The organism is Rathayibacter sp. PhB179, assembly GCF_004345345.1.
Classification (GTDB): Bacteria; Actinomycetota; Actinomycetes; order Actinomycetales; family Microbacteriaceae; genus Rathayibacter; species Rathayibacter festucae.
The window spans coordinates 277,072-293,906 of record NZ_SLVD01000001.1 but is presented as its reverse complement, the minus strand read 5'-3'; the positions used below and the strand labels follow the sequence as shown (position 1 = coordinate 293,906).

The window sequence follows — 16,835 nt, the reverse complement described above, 5'->3', positions numbered from 1 at the left end:
CCCGCTCGACCCCCGCACGATCCCCGCGAGAGGACCCCCATGCGCATCGCCGTCACCGGCTGCTCCGGCACGCTCGGCACCGCGACCCTGGAGCGGCTGCTCGCCGACGGCCACGAGCCGATCGGCCTCGACCTGACGCCGCCGACGGTCGCGGTGCCCTTCACCCGCGTCGACTTCACCGACTACGGCCAGGCGCTCGACGCCGTGCTCGGCATCACCGCGCGGCACAGCGGAGTCGACGCGATCGTCCACCTCGCGGCGATCCCGGTGAACGGCCTGGTCCCGGACGCGGCGACCTTCCACGCCAACATGACCGTCTCGTTCAACCTGTTCCACTCCGCGCTGCGGGCCGGAGTGACGCGGATCGTGCACGCCTCCAGCATCACCGCGATGGGCTTCCCCTTCGCCGAGCCGCCCGCCTCCCTCCCGCTCACGGAGGAGGACGGCGACCGCGCGAACAGCACCTACGGCCTGGTCAAGGTCCTCGAGGAGGCGATGGCCCGGCAGCTCGTCCGCTGGGACCGGGACTGCTCGATCACCGCGCTGCGCTTCACCAACATCACCCGGGCCGGCGAGTACTCCCGCTTCGTCGAGCGCGCGGGCGACCCGGCCTACCGCCGCGAACTGCTGTGGAGCTACGTCGACGCCCGCGACGGCGCGAGCGCGATCGCGCGTGCCCTGGAGGTCGGCGAGCCCGGCTTCGCCGTCTACGACATCGCCGCCTCCGACACCGGCCTGACGATCCCCTCGGCCGAGCTGGTCGCCGGAGCCTTCCCCGACGTACCGCTGACCCGCCCCCTCGAGGGCTTCGAGACGGTCGTCTCGATCGACCGCGCCCGCGAGGCCCTCGGCTGGGAGCCCGCGCACCTCTGGCGCGCCGAGGCGGAGCTCGAGCGCCGCCGCTGAGCGGCACCCGCCTCAGCGGACACGGCCCCGTCGGATCAGCGCGAAGCGAGCGATCGGATCCTTCGCTCGCCCGACATCAGGCGGGCGTACGACGGCGCAAGATACCCGAGAGCGCGGAGCGTCAGCCGGCGCGGAAGGTCAGCTCCAGGGACGCCTCCTCGAGTGGGACGCGGTAGCGCTCCGGGAGGGCCGGGCCGCAGGAGGCGCTGCCGACGCCCTGCTGGCGGACGTCGAGGTTGAGCACGACGTGGCCGGAGTCGCGCAGCTCGTGGGGATGCGCGGCGACGGCGAGGGCCTCGCTCGTCCAGCGGCGCGCGGTGAAGTCGAAGCCGTCACCCGTGACGACGAGCGGCGGCAGTCCCGGACCGCTGAGCGAGAGGCGGCGGGTGCCGACGTGGTTGCCGTTCTCCTGCGGCACGACGTACGGCGTCTGCAGGGCGTCGATGCTCGCGGCGAAGCGGCCGAAGCGGACGGCGTCGAGGGTGTCGGCGTAGGACTCGCCGGGGCCGCGGCCGAGCCAGTCGGCGTCCGCGTAGCCGCCCGGAAGCGTCAGGCGGACGCCGAGGCGCGGCGGGGTCACCGAGTGGTGGCCGTGCGGGGTGTCCCGCCAGGCGCCGGTGAACGCGAACTGCGCGGCGAGGTGCAGCGCGCCCTCCTCCGCCGTCCAGACCAGGCGGCTGAGCACGGCGAGCGTCTGGGTCGCCGGTCCGCTCCGGGTGGTCACGGTGACGGAGTGCTCATCGCGCTCGACCGAGACGGTGCGGTGCAGGACGCGGTCGAGGCCGACGGCCGACCAGCTCGCGGCGAGCGCGTTCAGCGTCCCCTGCCCGCGATCGTTCTCGGTCGGCGCGCGCCAGAGGTCGACGAGGGGACCGTCGACGGGCACGCCGCCGAGGGAGAGGAGCCGCCCGGTGCGCGGGTCGAGCAGGGCGTCGCCGAGGCGCAGCACGCCGTCCTCGTCGGCGACCCGTGCGGAGCGGCGGCGGACGGCGGGGGTCGGCGCGTCGATCCGCTGCCCCCACGCCACCTCGTGGCCGGCGGGCGCCCAGGGCGCCGCCTCGGCCAGCTCGGCCGAGACGGTGAGGACGCCCGCGACCGGTGCCGTGAACGGCACGACGACGCTCCCGCGGGCCGGCACGGCGGGGACGTCGAGCAGGCCCTCCGCGAGCAGCGCTCCGTCGTCCTCGACCCGCCAGCGCCAGCGCAGTGCCGCGGTGTCGACGACGTCCTGCCGGCTGCGGATCGCGATCGCCCCCTCCGCCACGTCGATCACCACCGGCGCGATCGCCCGCGCGAGCGACGCGAGGCCGGGCGAGGGCGTGCGGTCGGGGAAGAGCAGCCCGTCGATGCAGTAGCTGCCGCCGTTGGGCTGGAAGTCGATGTCGCCGCCGTGCCGGAAGTGCTCCGACCCGTCGGCGGTGGTCGCGCGGAAGCCGTGGTCGATCCACTCCCAGACGAAGCCGCCGGCCATCCGGTCGGACGACTCGAGGATCCGCTGGTACTCGTCGAGCGAGCCCGGGCCGTTGCCCATCGCGTGCCCGTACTCGCAGAGCACGAAGGGCAGGCGCCGGCGGCGCGCGTCGTCGGGCGAGCCGGCCACCACGCCCTCGGGGGTCGGCTCCCGCCGCTCGGCGATCGCCTCGAGCTCCTCCAGCGCGGGGTACATCGCCGAGGAGAAGTCGGAGTTGCGGAAGCTCGGATCGCGCTCGTAGTGGATCGGCCGGCTCGGATCGAGCCGGCGCACGACCCGCTCGAGCACGTCGAACGACTCGCCGACCATGCTCTCGTTCGCGAGCGACCAGATGACGATGCTCGGGTGGCTGCGGTCGCGCGCGACCATCCGGGTGATGCGGTCGACGAGGGCCTCGCGCCACTGCGGCTCGGTCGGCGGGTTGCCCTGCCAGCCCGCGTAGATGAAGCCGTGCGTCTCGATGTCGCACTCCTCCAGCACCCAGAGTCCGAGCTCGTCGCAGAGGCGGAGGAAGGCGGGGTGCGGCGGATAGTGCGAGGTGCGCACCGCGGTGACGTTCGCCCGCTTCATCAGCTCGATGTCCCGGCGCATGGTCGCCTCGTCGAGGGCGCGGCCGCGATCGGGGTCGTGCTCGTGCCGGTTCACGCCGCGCAGGCGGACGGGGGAGCCGTTGACGGTGAAGACGCCGTCGCGGATCCGCACCGTGCGGAAGCCGACGGCGAGCTCGATCCGCTCGCCGGCGACCTCGAGCGTGCCGCGGTACAGCCGCGGCGACTCGGCGCTCCACGGCTCGACCGGCAGCCGGACGCTCTCGCCCGCCGGGGCCTCGAGGCCGAGCTCGGGCAGCCGGACCACGCCGGGCAGCTCGCCGCCCGCCTCGTCCAGCGCGCGCACCAGCAGGGTGCCCGTGCCGTCCTCGTAATCGGCGCTGACGAGCACGTCGTCGGCCGCGCCGTCCGGGCGCCAGAGCAGCTCGACCTCGCGGAAGATCCCGGGCAGCCACCACATGTCCTGGTCCTCGAGGTAGCTCCCCGCCGACCAGCGCTGCACGCGGACAGCGAGCAGGTTCTCGCCGCGCCGCAGCGGCACCGTGACGTCGAACTCGAAGGGCAGCCGGCTGCCCGTCGACCAGCCGAGGGGCTCGCCGTTCAGCCAGGCGGCGCCGCAGGAGTCGACACCCTGGAAGCGCAGCACGGTCCGGCCGCCCTCCGGCCAGCCGGCGGGGAGCTCGAAGCGCAGGCGGTGGTCGCCGGTCGGGTTGTCCTCCGGCAGGTGCGGGGGATCGAGCGGGAAGGGGAACGCGGTGTTCGTGTAGAGCGGGTCGCCGTGGCCCTCGAGCACCCAGTGCGACGGGATGCGCAGCAGGTCCCAGTCCGCGTCGTCGAGCAGCGGATCCGCGAACCCCGGCCCGGTCCCGTGCGCGGTCGGCGCGAGCCGGAAGCGCCAGTCCCCGTCGAGCCGCAGCCGCGGGGCGTCGCTGAGCACGTCCGCCCGGGGCCGCCGCCGCCCCTCACCGGGCCGGAGATCCTCCCAGTACGCCTCCTCCGCGAGATGCCACTTGTGCACGGCTTTCACGGCGTGTCGCCCGCACAAGTGGCATCTCGCGGGGAGAGGGGAGGGGGAGGGGGAGGGCGCGCGCATCCGTCAGCCCTTCACGGAGCCGGCGGCGAGGCCCGCCATGATCTGCTTGTTGAGGAAGAGGTAGAGCACGAGCATCCCGAGGATGTTGATGCTGATCGAGGCGAACAGCGGTCCGTACTGCGTCGAGCCGTACTCGTCGCTGAAGTTCAGCAGCCCGACCTGCACCGTGGCCAGCTCGTCGTTCGTCGTGAAGGTCAGCGCGATCAGCAGGTCGTTCCAGACCGCGAAGAACTCGACCAGCGCGATCGTGATGATCGCGTTGCGCATCATCGGCACGCCGACCCGCCAGAAGGCGGTGATCATGCTCGCGCCGTCGATCGCGGCGGCCTCGAAGATCTCGCGGGGGATCGCGCGGAAGTAGGCCGTCATCAGGAACACCGTCAGCGGCAGCCCCATCACCGTGTAGGTGATGATCAGCGGCCAGAGCGAGTTCGTCAGCCCGGTGCGGAAGTACACCGTGAAGAGCGGGACCAGGATCATCTGGCCGGGGATCATGATGCCCGCGATGAACAGCAGCAGCACCGTGTTGCGGCCGCGCCAGACCAGGACCTCGAGCGCGAACGCGGCGGCGACGCCGAGCACGATCATCAGGGCGAGCGAGGGGACGGTGACCAGGACGCTGTTGCGCAGGTTCGTCGCAAGGTCGCCCTCCGTCAGCGCCGAGACGTAGTTCGAGAAGTCGAGGCTCTGCGGCAGCGCCCAGGTCGGATTGGCGAAGAACTCGTTCTGCGTCTTGAACGAGCCCATCACGATCCAGAAGATCGGATACGCCTCGACGACGACGAGGAGGCCGATCAGCACGCGGCCGATCCAGCGCCGGGTGCCGCGACCGAGGCTGCGGACCCGGCGGTGCGGGCCGGCCGGCACCGAGGGGCGGGTGCGGGGTGCCGGGCGGGAGAGGGTTCCGGTGGACACCTCAGGCCTCCTTCGTGTTGTCGCGGCGCGACGAGCGGAAGATGAAGAGGGTGACGAGGAAGCACATGATCGTCAGCACCAGCGCGATCGTCGAGCCGTAGCCGTAGTCCGAGTAGCTGAAGACGGTGCGGTACATGTAGAGCGTCAGCGGTGTCGTCGAGCTGCCCGGTCCGCCGTTGTTCAGCGCGAGCAGGGTGTCGAAGACCTTGAGCGTGCTGTTGAAGCTGAAGATCACCGACGACAGCAGCACCGGCAGCGACAGCGGCAGCACGATCGAGGAGACCAGGCGCCAGCCGGTCGCCCCGTCGAGGCGGGCCGACTCGAGCGTCTCCTCCGGGATGTCGACGAGGCCGGCGTAGAGCAGGATCGCGAAGAAGCCCATCGAGCGCCAGAGCTCCATGATCACGGCGACGGCGAAGGTGCCCTCGGCGGTCGCGAACCAGTCGATGCTGCCGAGACCGAGGAACCCGAGTCCCGCGTTGACCGGGCCCTCCTGGCCGCCGACGGCGAACATGCTCTTGAAGAGCAGCGCGACGGCGACCGTGGGCAGCACGGTCGGGAAGAACACGACGGTTCGGACGAAGGAGGACGCGTTCTTCAGCACGAAGACGTAGAGCAGCGCCAGGGCGTAGCCGAGCACGACCTGCCCCGCGGTGATCACGAGCGAGTAGCGGACGGTGAACCAGAGGGCCTCGAGCGCCTGCGGATCCTGCAGGAAGCGCAGGAAGTTCTCGCCGCCGGAGAACTCGAAGCCGCTGAGCGGATTGCCGGTGAAGAAGGTGAGTCCGAGCGACCAGAGCACCGGGACGAGCTTGATGAGCGTGTAGACGGCGAGGGCCGGTCCGAGAAGGATCAGGATCGCCTTCTTGTCTCCGAGGACGCTGTTCACGGAAGCGCTGTCCTTTCGACGTGCGCGCAGGGCGTGCACGCGGGGGAGGAGGAAGAGGAGGGACGCGGGCCGGCGGCGGGAGGAGCCCCCGGCCCGCTCAGGATCACTGCGCCTGGTCGAGATCGGCCTGGAGGGCCGACATGTAGTCCTCGGCGCTCATGCCGCCCGAGACCAGCAGTGAGACGTTGGTCTGCGCGTCCGAGGTGGTCTTCGCGTCGAAGAGGGCCTCGAACCAGAGCACGGTCTCGTCCGCCTCGTTCACGTACTCCTGGACCGTGGTGGTCAGCGGCGGGACGTCGGTGACCTCCTCGTTCAGCGCGAAGCCTGAGATGACGCCCTGGTTCTGCAGCACGCTCGAGCCGTAGTTCTCGGCGATGCAGGTCAGCCAGTCGCCGACCCCGTCGTCGTAGGCCTTCGTCGAGGTCGCGGTCGCCGCTCCGGCGTTGGCCGGCCACTGGCTGCTGTCGCCCGCGCCGCCCGTGACGTTCGGGAACGGCAGGAAGCCGACGTTCTCCTCGCCGATCTGGTTCTGAGCGGGGTCGTTGAGATTCGCCAGGAACCAGGAGCCGTTGTAGGTCATCGCGGCCTCGCCGGTGAGGAACTGGGCGTTCGCGGTGTCGGTGTCGCGCGAGGTGACGCCCTCGCCGAACAGGCCCGCGCTGCCGAGATCGGCGACGGCCTGAGCGCCCTCGATGTACTCGGCGTCGGTGAGCTTCGCATCGCCCGACTGGATGTCTTTCATGGCGTCCGGGCCGATCGAGCGGAAGAGGTAGTTGCCGATAAGGCGGGTGAGCGGCCAGCCCTGGCTGCCGGCCTCGGTGAGCGGGACGACTCCGGCGGCCTTCAGCGTCTCGAGGGCGGCGACGAGCTCGTCCCAGGTCTGCGGCTCGGCGATGCCGTTCGCCGCCAGGATCTGCTTGTTGTACCAGATGCCCTCGACGTTGTACTGGAACGGCAGCGAGACCATGCCGCCGTAGACCGAGGTGATCGTCGAGCGGGCGGCGGGGAGGACGTCGTCCCAGACGCCGAGCTCGGTGAGCTTCTCCTCGTAGTCGACGATGAGGTCGTTCTTGCCGAGGTCGCCGTCGGGGCGGACCTGCGCGGTGCCGGCGACGAAGCTGGTGGGCAGCGCGTCCTGGCTCGCGAGCAGCGTGATCTTCTGCACCACGTCGGCCTGGGCGACCGTCTGGCTGTCGAGCGGCATCGCCTCGTTCTCGGCGGAGCAGGCGCCCTCGCCGAGGGTGGCGAGCTCGTCGCGGATGATCGAGTTCTCGGCCGGGGTGAGGACCGAGAAGGAGCCGGCGGAGCCGGACTCGGACGAGCCGCCGCCGTCGCCCGAGGCGCAGCCGGTGAGCAGCAGCACGGCGGCTCCGGTGCCGGCGACGAGCCCGGTGAGGGCCGAGCGGGAGCGACGTCCGCGGGATTCTGCAGAGCGGGACACATTTCCTCCTTGAAAGGTGCAACGGCGTTTCGAACGGGCCATGCCGAGCGGGCATTGTTTGAAACGTTACAATTCAGGAGGCTACCGACGGCTGTGCGAGCTGTCAAGACTGTCTTGACACGTTTCAAAAGCTGCGGAACGATGAAGCCGTCGTCCGGGCGCTGGAGCCCGATGGCCGCTCGGCGGCGCACGACGAGGATCGGAGAGACATCGCATGGAACTCGACGGGCAGCGCGCCCTGGTCACCGGTGGCGCGGGAGCGCTCGGACGGGTCGTCTGCCGCGAGCTCGCCCGCGCGGGAGCCGACGTGGTCGTCGTCGATCTCGACGCGGCGGGAGCGGAGGAGGTCGCCCGGAGCGTGCGCGAGGAGGGCAGGGCCGCTCGCGCCGTCGCGGTCGACCTGACCGACTTCGACGCCGTGCAGCGCGCCCTCGGCGCCGTGATCGAGGAGGACGGCGCGATCGACGTGCTGGTCAACGGCGCCGGCGGCGGCGCGGTCTCGTTCTTCCACGAGATGACGGAGCAGACCTGGCGCACCCAGATGTCGCGGAACCTCGACACCGTCTTCGCGGTCACCCGCGCCGTGCTGCCCGCCATGCTCGAGCGGCGCTCCGGCCGGATCGTGAACATCGCCTCCGTCGCGGCCGTCGCCGGTGGCCGCCTCGTCCGCGGGGCGACCGCCTACGCCGCCGCCAAGGCCGGGGTCGTCGGCCTCACCAAGGCGCTCGCGATCGAGGTCGCCGACCAGGGCGTCACCGTCAACGCGCTCGCGCCCGGCGCGCAGCGCACGCCCGGCCGGGACAACGACACCCCCGAGCGGCGCGCGGCGCTGCTCGACCAGATCCCGTCGCGCCTGCTCGGCGAGCCCGAGCACCTCGCCCGGACGATCGTGTTCCTCGCGTCGCCGGCGGCCGTCAACATCACCGGAGTGATCCTGCCGCTCGACGGCGGACACTCGATCTAGTGATCCCAGGAGACTCCGCCATGACGCAGCCCACCCCCGACCCCGAGCGCCTCGCCCGCGGCCGGGCCGCCTTCGACGCCGTCTACGGCGAGGGCAAGGCCGACGGCCTGATCGCGCTGCAGCGCGGCCGCGCCCAGGACCTCGCCCGCTACGGCCTCGAGTTCAACTTCGGCGACGTCAACTCGCGGCCGGGTCTCACCCTGCGCGAGCGCGAGCTGATCACCCTCGGCGTCCTCACGGCGCTCGGCGGGGTGGACGCGCAGCTCCGGGGGCACACCCGCGCGGCCGTCAACACCGGGGCGACGGCGGAGGAGATCGTCGAGGCGGTCATCCACACGGTGCAGTACGTCGGCTTCCCCCGCGCGCTCAACGCGGTGAAGGTGGTGTCGGAGGCGCTGGAGGCGCACGGCGTCGCGCTGCCGGAGCCGCTGCTGCCGGAGTCGCCACCGGAGTCGCCGCTCCGCGAGTAGGGAGCGGCGCGTGAGAGCATCGAAGCCCGTCCGACGCCCCGTCGCGGCGCCCGCCAGCACGAGGAGACAGCGATGACCAGGGTCGGCATCCGCGACGTCGCCGCCGCCGCCGGCGTCTCGATGGGGACGGTCTCGCACTTCCTCAACCACCCCGCGCGCGTCTCCGACACCAAGGCCAAGCGGATCCAGGAGGCGATCGAGGCGCTGGGCTTCGTGCGCAACAACGCCGGCCGCCAGCTCCGGCTCGGGCAGAGCTCCACCATCGCCTATATCGCGCCCGACGTGTCCAACCCCTTCTTCGCGATGATCGCGGAGGGAGCGGAGCGGCGAGCGGCCGAGCTCGGGCTGTCGCTGTTCCTCGCCAACTCGGGCGGCGAGACCTCGCGGGAGGACGCCTACCTCGAGCTGTTCGAGGAGCACGGGGTGCGCGGGATGCTGGTCGCGTCGCACGGCTCGATCGAGGACCGCCTCGCCTCGGTGCGCTCGCGCGGAACGCCGACCGTGCTCGTCGGCCGGCACGCGGCCGCCGAGACCCAGCCCTCGGTCTCGATCGACGAGGTGCTCGGCGGGCGCCTCGCGGTCGAGCACCTGCTCGCGCTCGGCCGCCGCCGCCTGGCCTTCGTCGGCGGCCCGCTGTCGATCCAGCAGGTCGGCGAGCGCCTGTCGGGCGCCAGCCGCGCGGTCGCCGCGGTGCCCGGCGCGACCCTCGAGATGATCGACGTGCAGCACCGCGTGATCGCGGAGGGGCACGAGGTCGGCGAGGCGATCGCCGACCGGGAGCCCGCCGCCCGCCCCGACGCGATCTTCGCCGTCAACGACCTCCTGGCCATCGGCCTCGAGCAGGTCCTGATCGGCCGGGGGATCCGCGTGCCCGAGGACATCGCCCTCATCGGCTACGACGACATCGAGTACGCGGAGGCGTCGATCGTGCCGCTGAGCTCGATCCGCGCTCCGCAGGAGTCGTTCGGCGCGTCGGCGGTCGACCTGCTGCAGGAGGTGGTGTCCGCCGAGGGCGACGGCGTCGTCGACCGGCGCCGGGTCTTCGCGCCGGAGCTCGTCGAGCGCGCGTCCACGCGCGGTCGCTGACCCGCGGGGCCGGGCGCGGCCGTGCCCGCCGCCCGGGAGGGGGCCCGGCGTCCTCGGGGTGGGTGGGTCTACTCGGTAGAGCCCGCAGACATGCTGGTCGACTAGCCGCCGCAGGCGGCGTCTCGAGCGCCGAAGCCGCTTCGCGTCTCGGTGGTGAGGGAAAGGGACGCGGCTGCGCCACGTCATGCCGGTCGAGTAGCCCCGCCAGGGGCGTATCGAGACCCGCCGTCACCAGCAGGGCGGGTCTGCAGACTCAGGTGCAGACGGTGATGGATCTCGATACGCCCGCTCCGCGGGCTACTCGATCAGCATGGTTTCTCCATACCTATGAGGTGATTCTTCCTAGGTGCACCGCTCGGGGAGGTTGGTCTCTCCCCGTCGTACGCCGGTGCCGAAGGTGCCCCCTCCGCTCGATACGCCCCTGCGGGGCGGCTCGACCAGCGTGCTGATCGCCCTGCTCGAACCGACGTTCCGCGCCAGAAGTGAGACTAATTCGTCTTCTCGAGCCGACCGGCCTAAGCTGCCGTGTCGGTCAGCCGCGCCTCGCCGGTTCGTGCCCTCGCTGAACGGCTCCGCCGGGTCCTCTCCCGGGTTTCCCGGAGCGGTGGGGGTGGCGCCGGACGCGCGTGGCGCGGACGGGGGGCGTGCGCCGGGCGGTGCGACTGCGATTCACTGAGGCTTCCTGCAGTGATGACAGCGTTACCACCGTGCGCCTGTCTCGACTCCCGACGAGTCGCTCCAGCTCGTCCTCACCCTCTCTCAGAACGGATCCGCCATGTCCACTCACCCCTCCGATTCCTCCGGTCCCTCGCGCCGCTCCGTGACGGCGGGCGCGATGTGGAGCATCCCCGTCGTCGGTGCGGCCGTCGCTGCTCCGCTGGCCGCGGCCTCGACGCTGCCCTGCACCAGCACGACGCTGTTCACGCAGTCGAGCATGTCGTTGAATCCGCTGACCCTCACCGCGACCTCGCCCACCGGCACGTCGACCTCGGTCCGCATCACCTCGGTCCTGGCGGCGGACACCACGACCACGCCTACGACCGACCCCAGGAGCTTCAACCTGACCCAGGACGGCACCGCGTGGTACGCCGGTGGAACATTCCAGTTCGCGAACGAGGTGCCGCTGAGCTTCTACGAGCCCGGGCTGCTCCTCCTGAACCAGCGTCGCGCCGGGCGGGTCTCGACGACGACCGAGAACGTTCCGGAGGTGCCGACGCCGGGATCGGACTCGCAGACGCTGATCTTCGAGTTCTTCGACGCCGACGGGAACTCGTTCGACCCGACGGACGTCCAGCTCACCGTCCTGAACATCTCGTCGGACGCGACCAGCCTGGGGCTCTACTGGGCGCTGAAGTCCTGGTCGACCGTCGGCTTCAGCGTCGCGCCCACGTCGATCTCCTCGCGCGGCGGCGCGGCGGGAGTCGGCGCCGGCACGATCGCCGATCCCTTCCGGCGCGCCACCGCCGGGGAGCGGGCTGTACCGCTCGCGCCGCGCTACGACACCTTCACGTTCCGCTCCTTCCCGTCCGGCAGCTCGCTCGTCTACAGCCAGTTCGGCGGCTTCCAGGGCTGGCACAGCAGCGCGATCACGGGACTCGGCTTCCGCTCCAGCGACTGCTGAGCGCTCGTTCCACGCCAGCGGGGAGGGGAACACCGCACTCGGGCGACCGCTGCTCTTACGCTGCCGGGGTGCCCGGTCGGATTCCGCCGCACTCCTGGTCTCACGGAACGGATCCCGCATGTCGCAGCACCGCCCCGACCCGCACGGCCCCACCCGGCGCAGCGTCGCCGCGAGCGCCGTGTGGGGCGTCCCCGTCGTCAGCGCGGCGGTGGCCGCTCCGCTCGCCGCCGCCTCGCCCGCCCCGTGCTTCAGCACGACGGTGTTCCCGCCGGCGAGCGTCGCGAGCGACCCCACCGTGCTCACCGCGATCTCGCCGGGGGGAGCGGTGTCGACGGTGCGGATCACGTCCGTCCTCGCGCCGGGCACCACGACCGAGTCGCAGGGCCGGAGCTTCGATCTGACCGGGGAGGGCTCCGTGTGGATCGGGGAGGAGACCGGTCCGCCGCCGAGCGAGACGGTCGCGCGCGCCGGGGAGCCCGGCGCGTTCGGTCCCGGGACGCTCCTGCTGAACCAGCGTCGTGCCGGGGCACTCACGCAGACCCCGTCGCCCGGGTCCGACTCCCAGACGCTGACCTTCCGCTTCTTCGGAGCGGACGGGCGGCCGTTCGACCCGCTCGACGTCCGGTTCACCTTCCAGAACATCACGTCCCTCTCGGACCTCTCGCTGCCCTGGGTGGCGGGCTGGTGGACCACCATCGGCTTCAGCCTCGCGCCGACCTCGATCTCCGCCCAGGGCTCCGATCCGGGAGTCGGCACGGGCACGGTCGCCGACCCGTTCCGGCGCAGCACCTCCTTCGAGCCCGTCCTCGTCAACGACCCCCGCTTCGACACCTTCGCGTTCGACGTCCTCCCCTCGGGGAGCACGCTGACCCTGAGCCAGCACGACGGTCAGCAGGGCTGGCACTCGACAGCGCTGACCGCGCTGCGCTTCCGCGCCCGCGACTGCTGAGCGCGACCGCCTGCGCGTGATCCCTCAGACACCCCAGTTGACGAACGGGGCGCGCAGGCTCGAGACGGTGACCTCGTCCTCGGCGATCGCGCCCACCGTGTTGGTCAGCTCGTAGCCCTCGAGGGTGCCGACGGGCGTCGTGTCGAAGAGGAAGGATCCGGGGGCGCCGTCGGTGGTGCTGTCCGGGTGCTCGGCCGCCACCTCGGCGGTGGCGTCACCGACCGCGACGCCGCCCAGAATGCTGATGGCGACATCGCCGACGGCGGCGGCCGTGGCCTCGAGGAGGAAGTCGGGCTCCGGGTAGGTGAGCTCCGGCCCGCCGGCGTCGTAGACGTCGGTGTCTCGGAGGACGAAGCCCGGCCAGGTGTAGGCGCGGCTGCGGTAGCCCTCGTACGGGACGTCGTCCGACTCGGTCGGCTCGCTGCCGAACGCCTCGGCGAGCGCCGCGACCGCACCGGTGCCGTCGCGGTAGGCCCAGCTGCCCAGTTGTGCGCCGGTGGCGTCCACCAGGGAGAACGAGGTCGGCCCGATCAGCAGGCTCGCGGCGGCCGCGGGCGTCGCGGTCGGTGCGGGGGTCGAGGCGGGGGCCGGCGTCGCGGTGACCGTCGCGGTGGCGGTCACCGTCGCGGCCGGCTGGGCGACGGGCTCGTCGGAGGAGACGCAGCCGCTCAGGACCGTCCCGACGCCGAGGGCGAGGGCGGTGCCGGCGACGGCGGTGCGCAGGAGCGAGCGGGACGGGACGGGCATGGCGGACCCCCGGAGAAGCGGACGACGGGGGTCGCGGATCGTCCCCCACCGCCCATCCTCCCGCGCGGGAGCCGGCGACCGGGTAACGATCCGCTCTCCTGCGCCGGAGCTAGCAGGCGACGGTGTCCGAGAGCGGCTGCGCGTCCGCGTCGACACGCTCGAACTCGACGCGCTGGATGCGGTTCACCGCGACCACGCTGTACTGCTCGGGCCCGCGCGCGACCGGCAGGAACTGCCGCGTCTCCAGGTCGTGGGCGAGCTTGTGGCGATCACCGTGGAACGTGCAGGCGTGCGCCCTCTGCTCGGGATCGTCGACCAGGTAGAGCACCAGCTGGAGAACGGGCATCGCTTCCCTTCGGGACGACGTGAACGGGCCGGCTCCTAGCGTGACAGGAGCGGTCACATCCGTGCGCCCGTTCTCAGCGATCCGCGGACCCCCCTTCTGCGGGAACGGTTCTGGCGGAGGAGCCCCTTGCGCGGTGCCGCGAGATGCCACTTGTGCACGCGACACGCCGTGGAAAGCGTGCACAAGTGGCATCTCGCGGGGGAGCGAGGACGTCAGTCGAGGTCGAGGCTCCCGAAGTAGGCGGCGAGGAGGACGCCCATGGCGCCCGCGCCGACGATCGCGGCGCGCCTCGACCTGCGGCGCGGCAGGGCGGCCAGCCCGGCGACGAGATTCGCCGCGCTCCAGCCCGCGTTCACGAGCGGCGACGACAGCCCGCGCCCCGGCGGCGTGGCGAACGGCGAGGGGAACCTCCGCCCCTGCAGCGCCGCGACGCCGTGCGGCACCGCGTTGACGAGCAGCACCCCGGCGAGGGCGCTCCTGGCGATCCGGCCTGCGCGATCGGTGCTGGTCACGACGACTCCTCCTTCAGACGGTCCCCGAAGCCTCCCCCGTCCCCCTCCGCGAGATGCCACTTGTGCACGCGACACGCCGAGGAGAGCGTGCACAAGTGGCATCTCGCGGCGCAGCGTCAGGCCGGCGCGTGCACCAGCTCCGAGATGCGGCGCTTGCAGGCGTTGAAGGCCGGGGACGTCACGTCGCGCTCGCCGGGCAGGTCGACCGTCACGATCTCGCTGATGTGCCCGGGCACGCCGTGCGAGGCGCCGCCGGTCATCACCACGACGCGGTCGGCGAGGTAGACCGCCTCCTCGATCGAGTGCGTCACGAACAGCACGGTGGTGCCCGTCTCGCGGTGGATCCGCTTGAGTTCGACCTGCAGGTCGGAGCGGGTCAGCGCGTCGAGCGCGCCGAACGGCTCGTCCATCAGCAGCACCGACGGCTCGTTCGCCAGCACCCGCGCGATCGCGACCCGCTGCTGCATGCCGCCGGACAGCTCGCCCGGGAAGCGGTCGGCGAAGCGGGTCAGACCGACCGCCTCGATGAAGCGGTCGGTCACCTCCGCGGCCGCGGTTTTCGCCAGCTTCTTCCGCCGCGGACCGTACGCGACGTTCTCTCGCACGCTCAGCCACGGGAACAGCCCGTAGTCCTGGAAGACCACGCCGCGGTCGGGGCCGGGCGCCGAGACGGCCCGGCCGCCGACCTCGACGACGCCCTCGGTCGCCTCTTCGAATCCGGCGAGGATGCGCAGCAGCGTCGACTTGCCGCAGCCGCTCGCGCCGACCACGGCGACGAACTCGCCCGAGCGGACGTCGAGCGAGACGTCGGCCATGGCGAGCACGCCGCCGCCGGCGGTGTCGTAGCGCTTCACCAGATCGAGCACGTGGACGTCCGCGGTGCGGGCGGGAGCAGAGGTGCCCGGAGCGGAGGGGCCGGCGGCGGGGCCGGGGGCGGCAGCGGAGAGCGTCATCGGGTCCTCACTTGACGAGCGGCCGGCGGCCGAAGAGCACGCGGAACAGGAGCAGGAGCAGCCGGTCGGAGGCGAATCCCGCGATCGCGATGCAGATCATCCCGACCACGATCAGGTCGGTGCGCACCACGTCGCGCGCGAGGAAGATCGTCGAGCCGAGGCCCGTGCTCACGCCCGTCGTCTCGCTGAGCACCAGCACGACCCAGGCGAGGCCGAGGCCGATGCGCATGCCGTTCACGATGGCGGCGGCGGAGGCCGGCAGCACCACCCGGACGAGCACGCCCGCCCGCGACGTGCCCAGCATCCGCGCCGCCTCGATCAGCCGCGGCGGCACCTGGCGCGCCCCGCTGATCGTGCCGAGCACGATCGGGAAGAACGCCGACAGCGTGATCAGGAAGATCGACGCCTGGTCGCCGTAGCCGATCAGCAGCGCGACCAGCGGCACCCAGGCCGTCGCCGGCACCGGCCGGAACAGGTTGATGAACGGATCGAACAGCGAGTTGATCGCGTAGTACCGGCCCATCAGCACGCCGAGCGGCACCGCGAGCACCGTGGCGAGCGCGAAGCCGCCGAAGACGCGGCCGGCGCTCGCCGCCAGGTCGGTCCAGAGCAGCCCGCTGAAGGCGTCGTCCCGCAAGCCCGCGACGGCGTAGTCCATCAGCGAGACCAGCACGTCGCCCGGGTAGGGCAGGAACGCCATCCGGATGCCGAACGGCAGCTCCCACTCGCCCGCCCGCCCGAACTGCCAGAGCAGCAGGAAGAGGATCGGGACGGGCAGGCCCAGCAGGAAGGTCGTCCAGCCGCTGCGCCCGGGGCGGCGCCGGCGCCGGACGGTCGACAGCCGCTCGGTGGCGGTCGCCGCCTCGGCGGGGCGCGTCGTGGTGGTCATCGGCCGACCGCTCAGGCCTCGGGCGCGAACGAGGTGTCGACGACGTCCTCGATCGCGGGCGCGGAGTCGATGAAGCCGAGCTCCTGCATCTGCGTCGCGAGCGCGCCGAGCTGGCCCTGGTACTCCTCGCTGAGGTCGGAGCGGAGCCAGAAGTTCTCCAGCGCCGACTCGAGCACCTCCTGGTCGCCGCCGAACTCGGCGATCATGTCCGGCAGCCACTCGTCGACGCTCTCGGCCATGTAGGCGGTCGTCGCGGCGTGGGTGTCGACGACCTTCTGGACGACCTCCGGCTGCTCCTCGATCATCGCGCCGGTGGTGACCAGGCCGATGTTCACCCGGCCGATCGGCGTCGCATACGGGTCGGCGATCTCGGTGCCGCCGGCCGCCTCCGCGATCGAGACGCCGATCTCGACGCCGAAGAACGCGTCGATCGAGCCGCTGGTGAACGCGGACGCCATCTCGGGCACCGGGATCGTGATCAGCTCGAGGTCGTCGTCGGTGAGCTCAGCCTGGTCGAGGTAGTAGCGCAGCGCGACCTCCTGGGCGCTGCCCTGGATGTAGCCGACCTTCTTGCCGGCCAGGTCCTCGACGGAGGAGATGCCCTCGCCGCCGAGGAAGCCCGAGCCGCCGTCCGCGGCAGACGCGACGATCTTCAGGTCCCGGTCCTGCGCGATCGAGGCGATGGTCGGGGTGACACCCGAGATCGCGAAGTCGATCGTCCCGGCGACGAGCGCGTCGCTGAGCGCGGGCGTGGTGTCGAGGGTGATCACCTCGAACTCGACGCCCTCCTCGGCGAACTGCTCGTAGAGGAACGGCTGGTAGAAGTGCGGCTGGCCGCGGAGGGTGCCGACGGTGACGGTGACCGTGTCGCCGCCGTCTCCGGAGGCGGCGTCGCTCGCTCCGGAGCAGGCGACGAGCGAGAGGGTGGCGGCGAGCGCCGCGCCGAGGGCGAGGGCGCGGCGGGCGGTGCGGGTGGACGGCCGGGACAGGCGCATGCGGGCTCCATCGGGTGAGGGGTGTTCTCCCACTCAACCG

The 16,835-nt window shown here is 72.1% G+C and carries 16 protein-coding genes; 6 read left to right on the top strand and 10 right to left on the bottom strand.

Annotated elements, in window-relative coordinates:
• The first annotated feature begins 39 nt into the window (after positions 1 to 39).
• Positions 40 to 906: an NAD(P)-dependent oxidoreductase gene (locus tag EDF43_RS01460; protein ID WP_132435008.1), complete on the top strand. Its 867-nt coding sequence runs from the start codon at positions 40 to 42 to the stop codon at positions 904 to 906.
• 121 nt (positions 907 to 1,027) lie between these two features.
• On the opposite strand, the gene EDF43_RS01455 is transcribed toward EDF43_RS01460, so the two are convergent.
• The 4 genes from EDF43_RS01455 to EDF43_RS01440 form a co-directional block, all read right to left on the bottom strand.
• Positions 1,028 to 3,952, bottom strand: a complete 2,925-nt coding sequence (locus EDF43_RS01455) for a glycoside hydrolase family 2 TIM barrel-domain containing protein (RefSeq protein WP_243646202.1) — start codon at positions 3,950 to 3,952, stop codon at positions 1,028 to 1,030.
• 69 nt (positions 3,953 to 4,021) lie between these two features.
• Positions 4,022 to 4,933, bottom strand: a complete 912-nt coding sequence (locus EDF43_RS01450) for a carbohydrate ABC transporter permease (protein ID WP_243581075.1) — start codon at positions 4,931 to 4,933, stop codon at positions 4,022 to 4,024.
• A gap of 1 nt (position 4,934) precedes the next feature.
• On the bottom strand, positions 4,935 to 5,822 hold the full coding sequence (locus tag EDF43_RS01445; protein ID WP_123444732.1) for a sugar ABC transporter permease: 888 nt from the start codon (positions 5,820 to 5,822) through the stop codon (positions 4,935 to 4,937).
• Positions 5,823 to 5,925: 103 nt separating this feature from the next.
• Positions 5,926 to 7,263 carry an extracellular solute-binding protein gene (locus tag EDF43_RS01440; RefSeq protein WP_243646201.1) on the bottom strand — a complete coding sequence of 446 codons (1,338 nt, stop codon included), beginning with the start codon at positions 7,261 to 7,263 and terminating at the stop codon, positions 5,926 to 5,928.
• Positions 7,264 to 7,477: 214 nt separating this feature from the next.
• Between EDF43_RS01440 and EDF43_RS01435 the strand changes: the two genes are divergently transcribed.
• The 5 genes from EDF43_RS01435 (at position 7,478) to EDF43_RS01415 (ending at position 12,353) form a co-directional block, all read left to right on the top strand.
• Positions 7,478 to 8,227 (top strand): SDR family NAD(P)-dependent oxidoreductase, encoded by a 750-nt coding sequence (locus tag EDF43_RS01435; protein WP_123701526.1) that lies wholly within the window; start codon positions 7,478 to 7,480, stop codon positions 8,225 to 8,227.
• A gap of 20 nt (positions 8,228 to 8,247) precedes the next feature.
• The gene (locus EDF43_RS01430; protein ID WP_132435002.1) at positions 8,248 to 8,697 is read left to right on the top strand and encodes a carboxymuconolactone decarboxylase family protein; all 450 of its coding nucleotides are present in this window, start codon (positions 8,248 to 8,250) and stop codon (positions 8,695 to 8,697) included.
• A 72-nt stretch (positions 8,698 to 8,769) separates the two neighbouring features.
• The gene (locus EDF43_RS01425) at positions 8,770 to 9,783 is read left to right on the top strand and encodes a substrate-binding domain-containing protein (protein WP_123444736.1); all 1,014 of its coding nucleotides are present in this window, start codon (positions 8,770 to 8,772) and stop codon (positions 9,781 to 9,783) included.
• A gap of 775 nt (positions 9,784 to 10,558) precedes the next feature.
• Entirely contained in the window at positions 10,559 to 11,404 is an 846-nt protein-coding gene (locus EDF43_RS01420; protein WP_132435000.1) for a hypothetical protein, read from the top strand.
• A gap of 118 nt (positions 11,405 to 11,522) precedes the next feature.
• Positions 11,523 to 12,353 (top strand): hypothetical protein, encoded by an 831-nt coding sequence (locus EDF43_RS01415; RefSeq protein ID WP_132434998.1) that lies wholly within the window; start codon positions 11,523 to 11,525, stop codon positions 12,351 to 12,353.
• A gap of 24 nt (positions 12,354 to 12,377) precedes the next feature.
• Here the strand turns inward: EDF43_RS01415 and EDF43_RS01410 are convergent, their stop codons facing one another.
• The 6 genes from EDF43_RS01410 to EDF43_RS01385 all read right to left on the bottom strand — a co-directional run bounded on the left by EDF43_RS01410 (position 12,378) and on the right by EDF43_RS01385 (position 16,795).
• Positions 12,378 to 13,100: a hypothetical protein gene (locus tag EDF43_RS01410; RefSeq protein WP_132434996.1), complete on the bottom strand. Its 723-nt coding sequence runs from the start codon at positions 13,098 to 13,100 to the stop codon at positions 12,378 to 12,380.
• Positions 13,101 to 13,209: 109 nt separating this feature from the next.
• Positions 13,210 to 13,446 (bottom strand): hypothetical protein, encoded by a 237-nt coding sequence (locus EDF43_RS01405; RefSeq protein ID WP_123444746.1) that lies wholly within the window; start codon positions 13,444 to 13,446, stop codon positions 13,210 to 13,212.
• A 212-nt stretch (positions 13,447 to 13,658) separates the two neighbouring features.
• Positions 13,659 to 13,958: a hypothetical protein gene (locus EDF43_RS01400; RefSeq protein WP_207901598.1), complete on the bottom strand. Its 300-nt coding sequence runs from the start codon at positions 13,956 to 13,958 to the stop codon at positions 13,659 to 13,661.
• Between the two features lie 116 nt (positions 13,959 to 14,074).
• Positions 14,075 to 14,911: an ABC transporter ATP-binding protein gene (locus EDF43_RS01395; protein ID WP_132434994.1), complete on the bottom strand. Its 837-nt coding sequence runs from the start codon at positions 14,909 to 14,911 to the stop codon at positions 14,075 to 14,077.
• Positions 14,912 to 14,918: 7 nt separating this feature from the next.
• Positions 14,919 to 15,800 (bottom strand): ABC transporter permease, encoded by an 882-nt coding sequence (locus tag EDF43_RS01390; protein ID WP_132434992.1) that lies wholly within the window; start codon positions 15,798 to 15,800, stop codon positions 14,919 to 14,921.
• An 11-nt stretch (positions 15,801 to 15,811) separates the two neighbouring features.
• Entirely contained in the window at positions 15,812 to 16,795 is a 984-nt protein-coding gene (locus EDF43_RS01385; protein WP_132434990.1) for an NrtA/SsuA/CpmA family ABC transporter substrate-binding protein, read from the bottom strand.
• Positions 16,796 to 16,835: the final 40 nt, after the last annotated feature.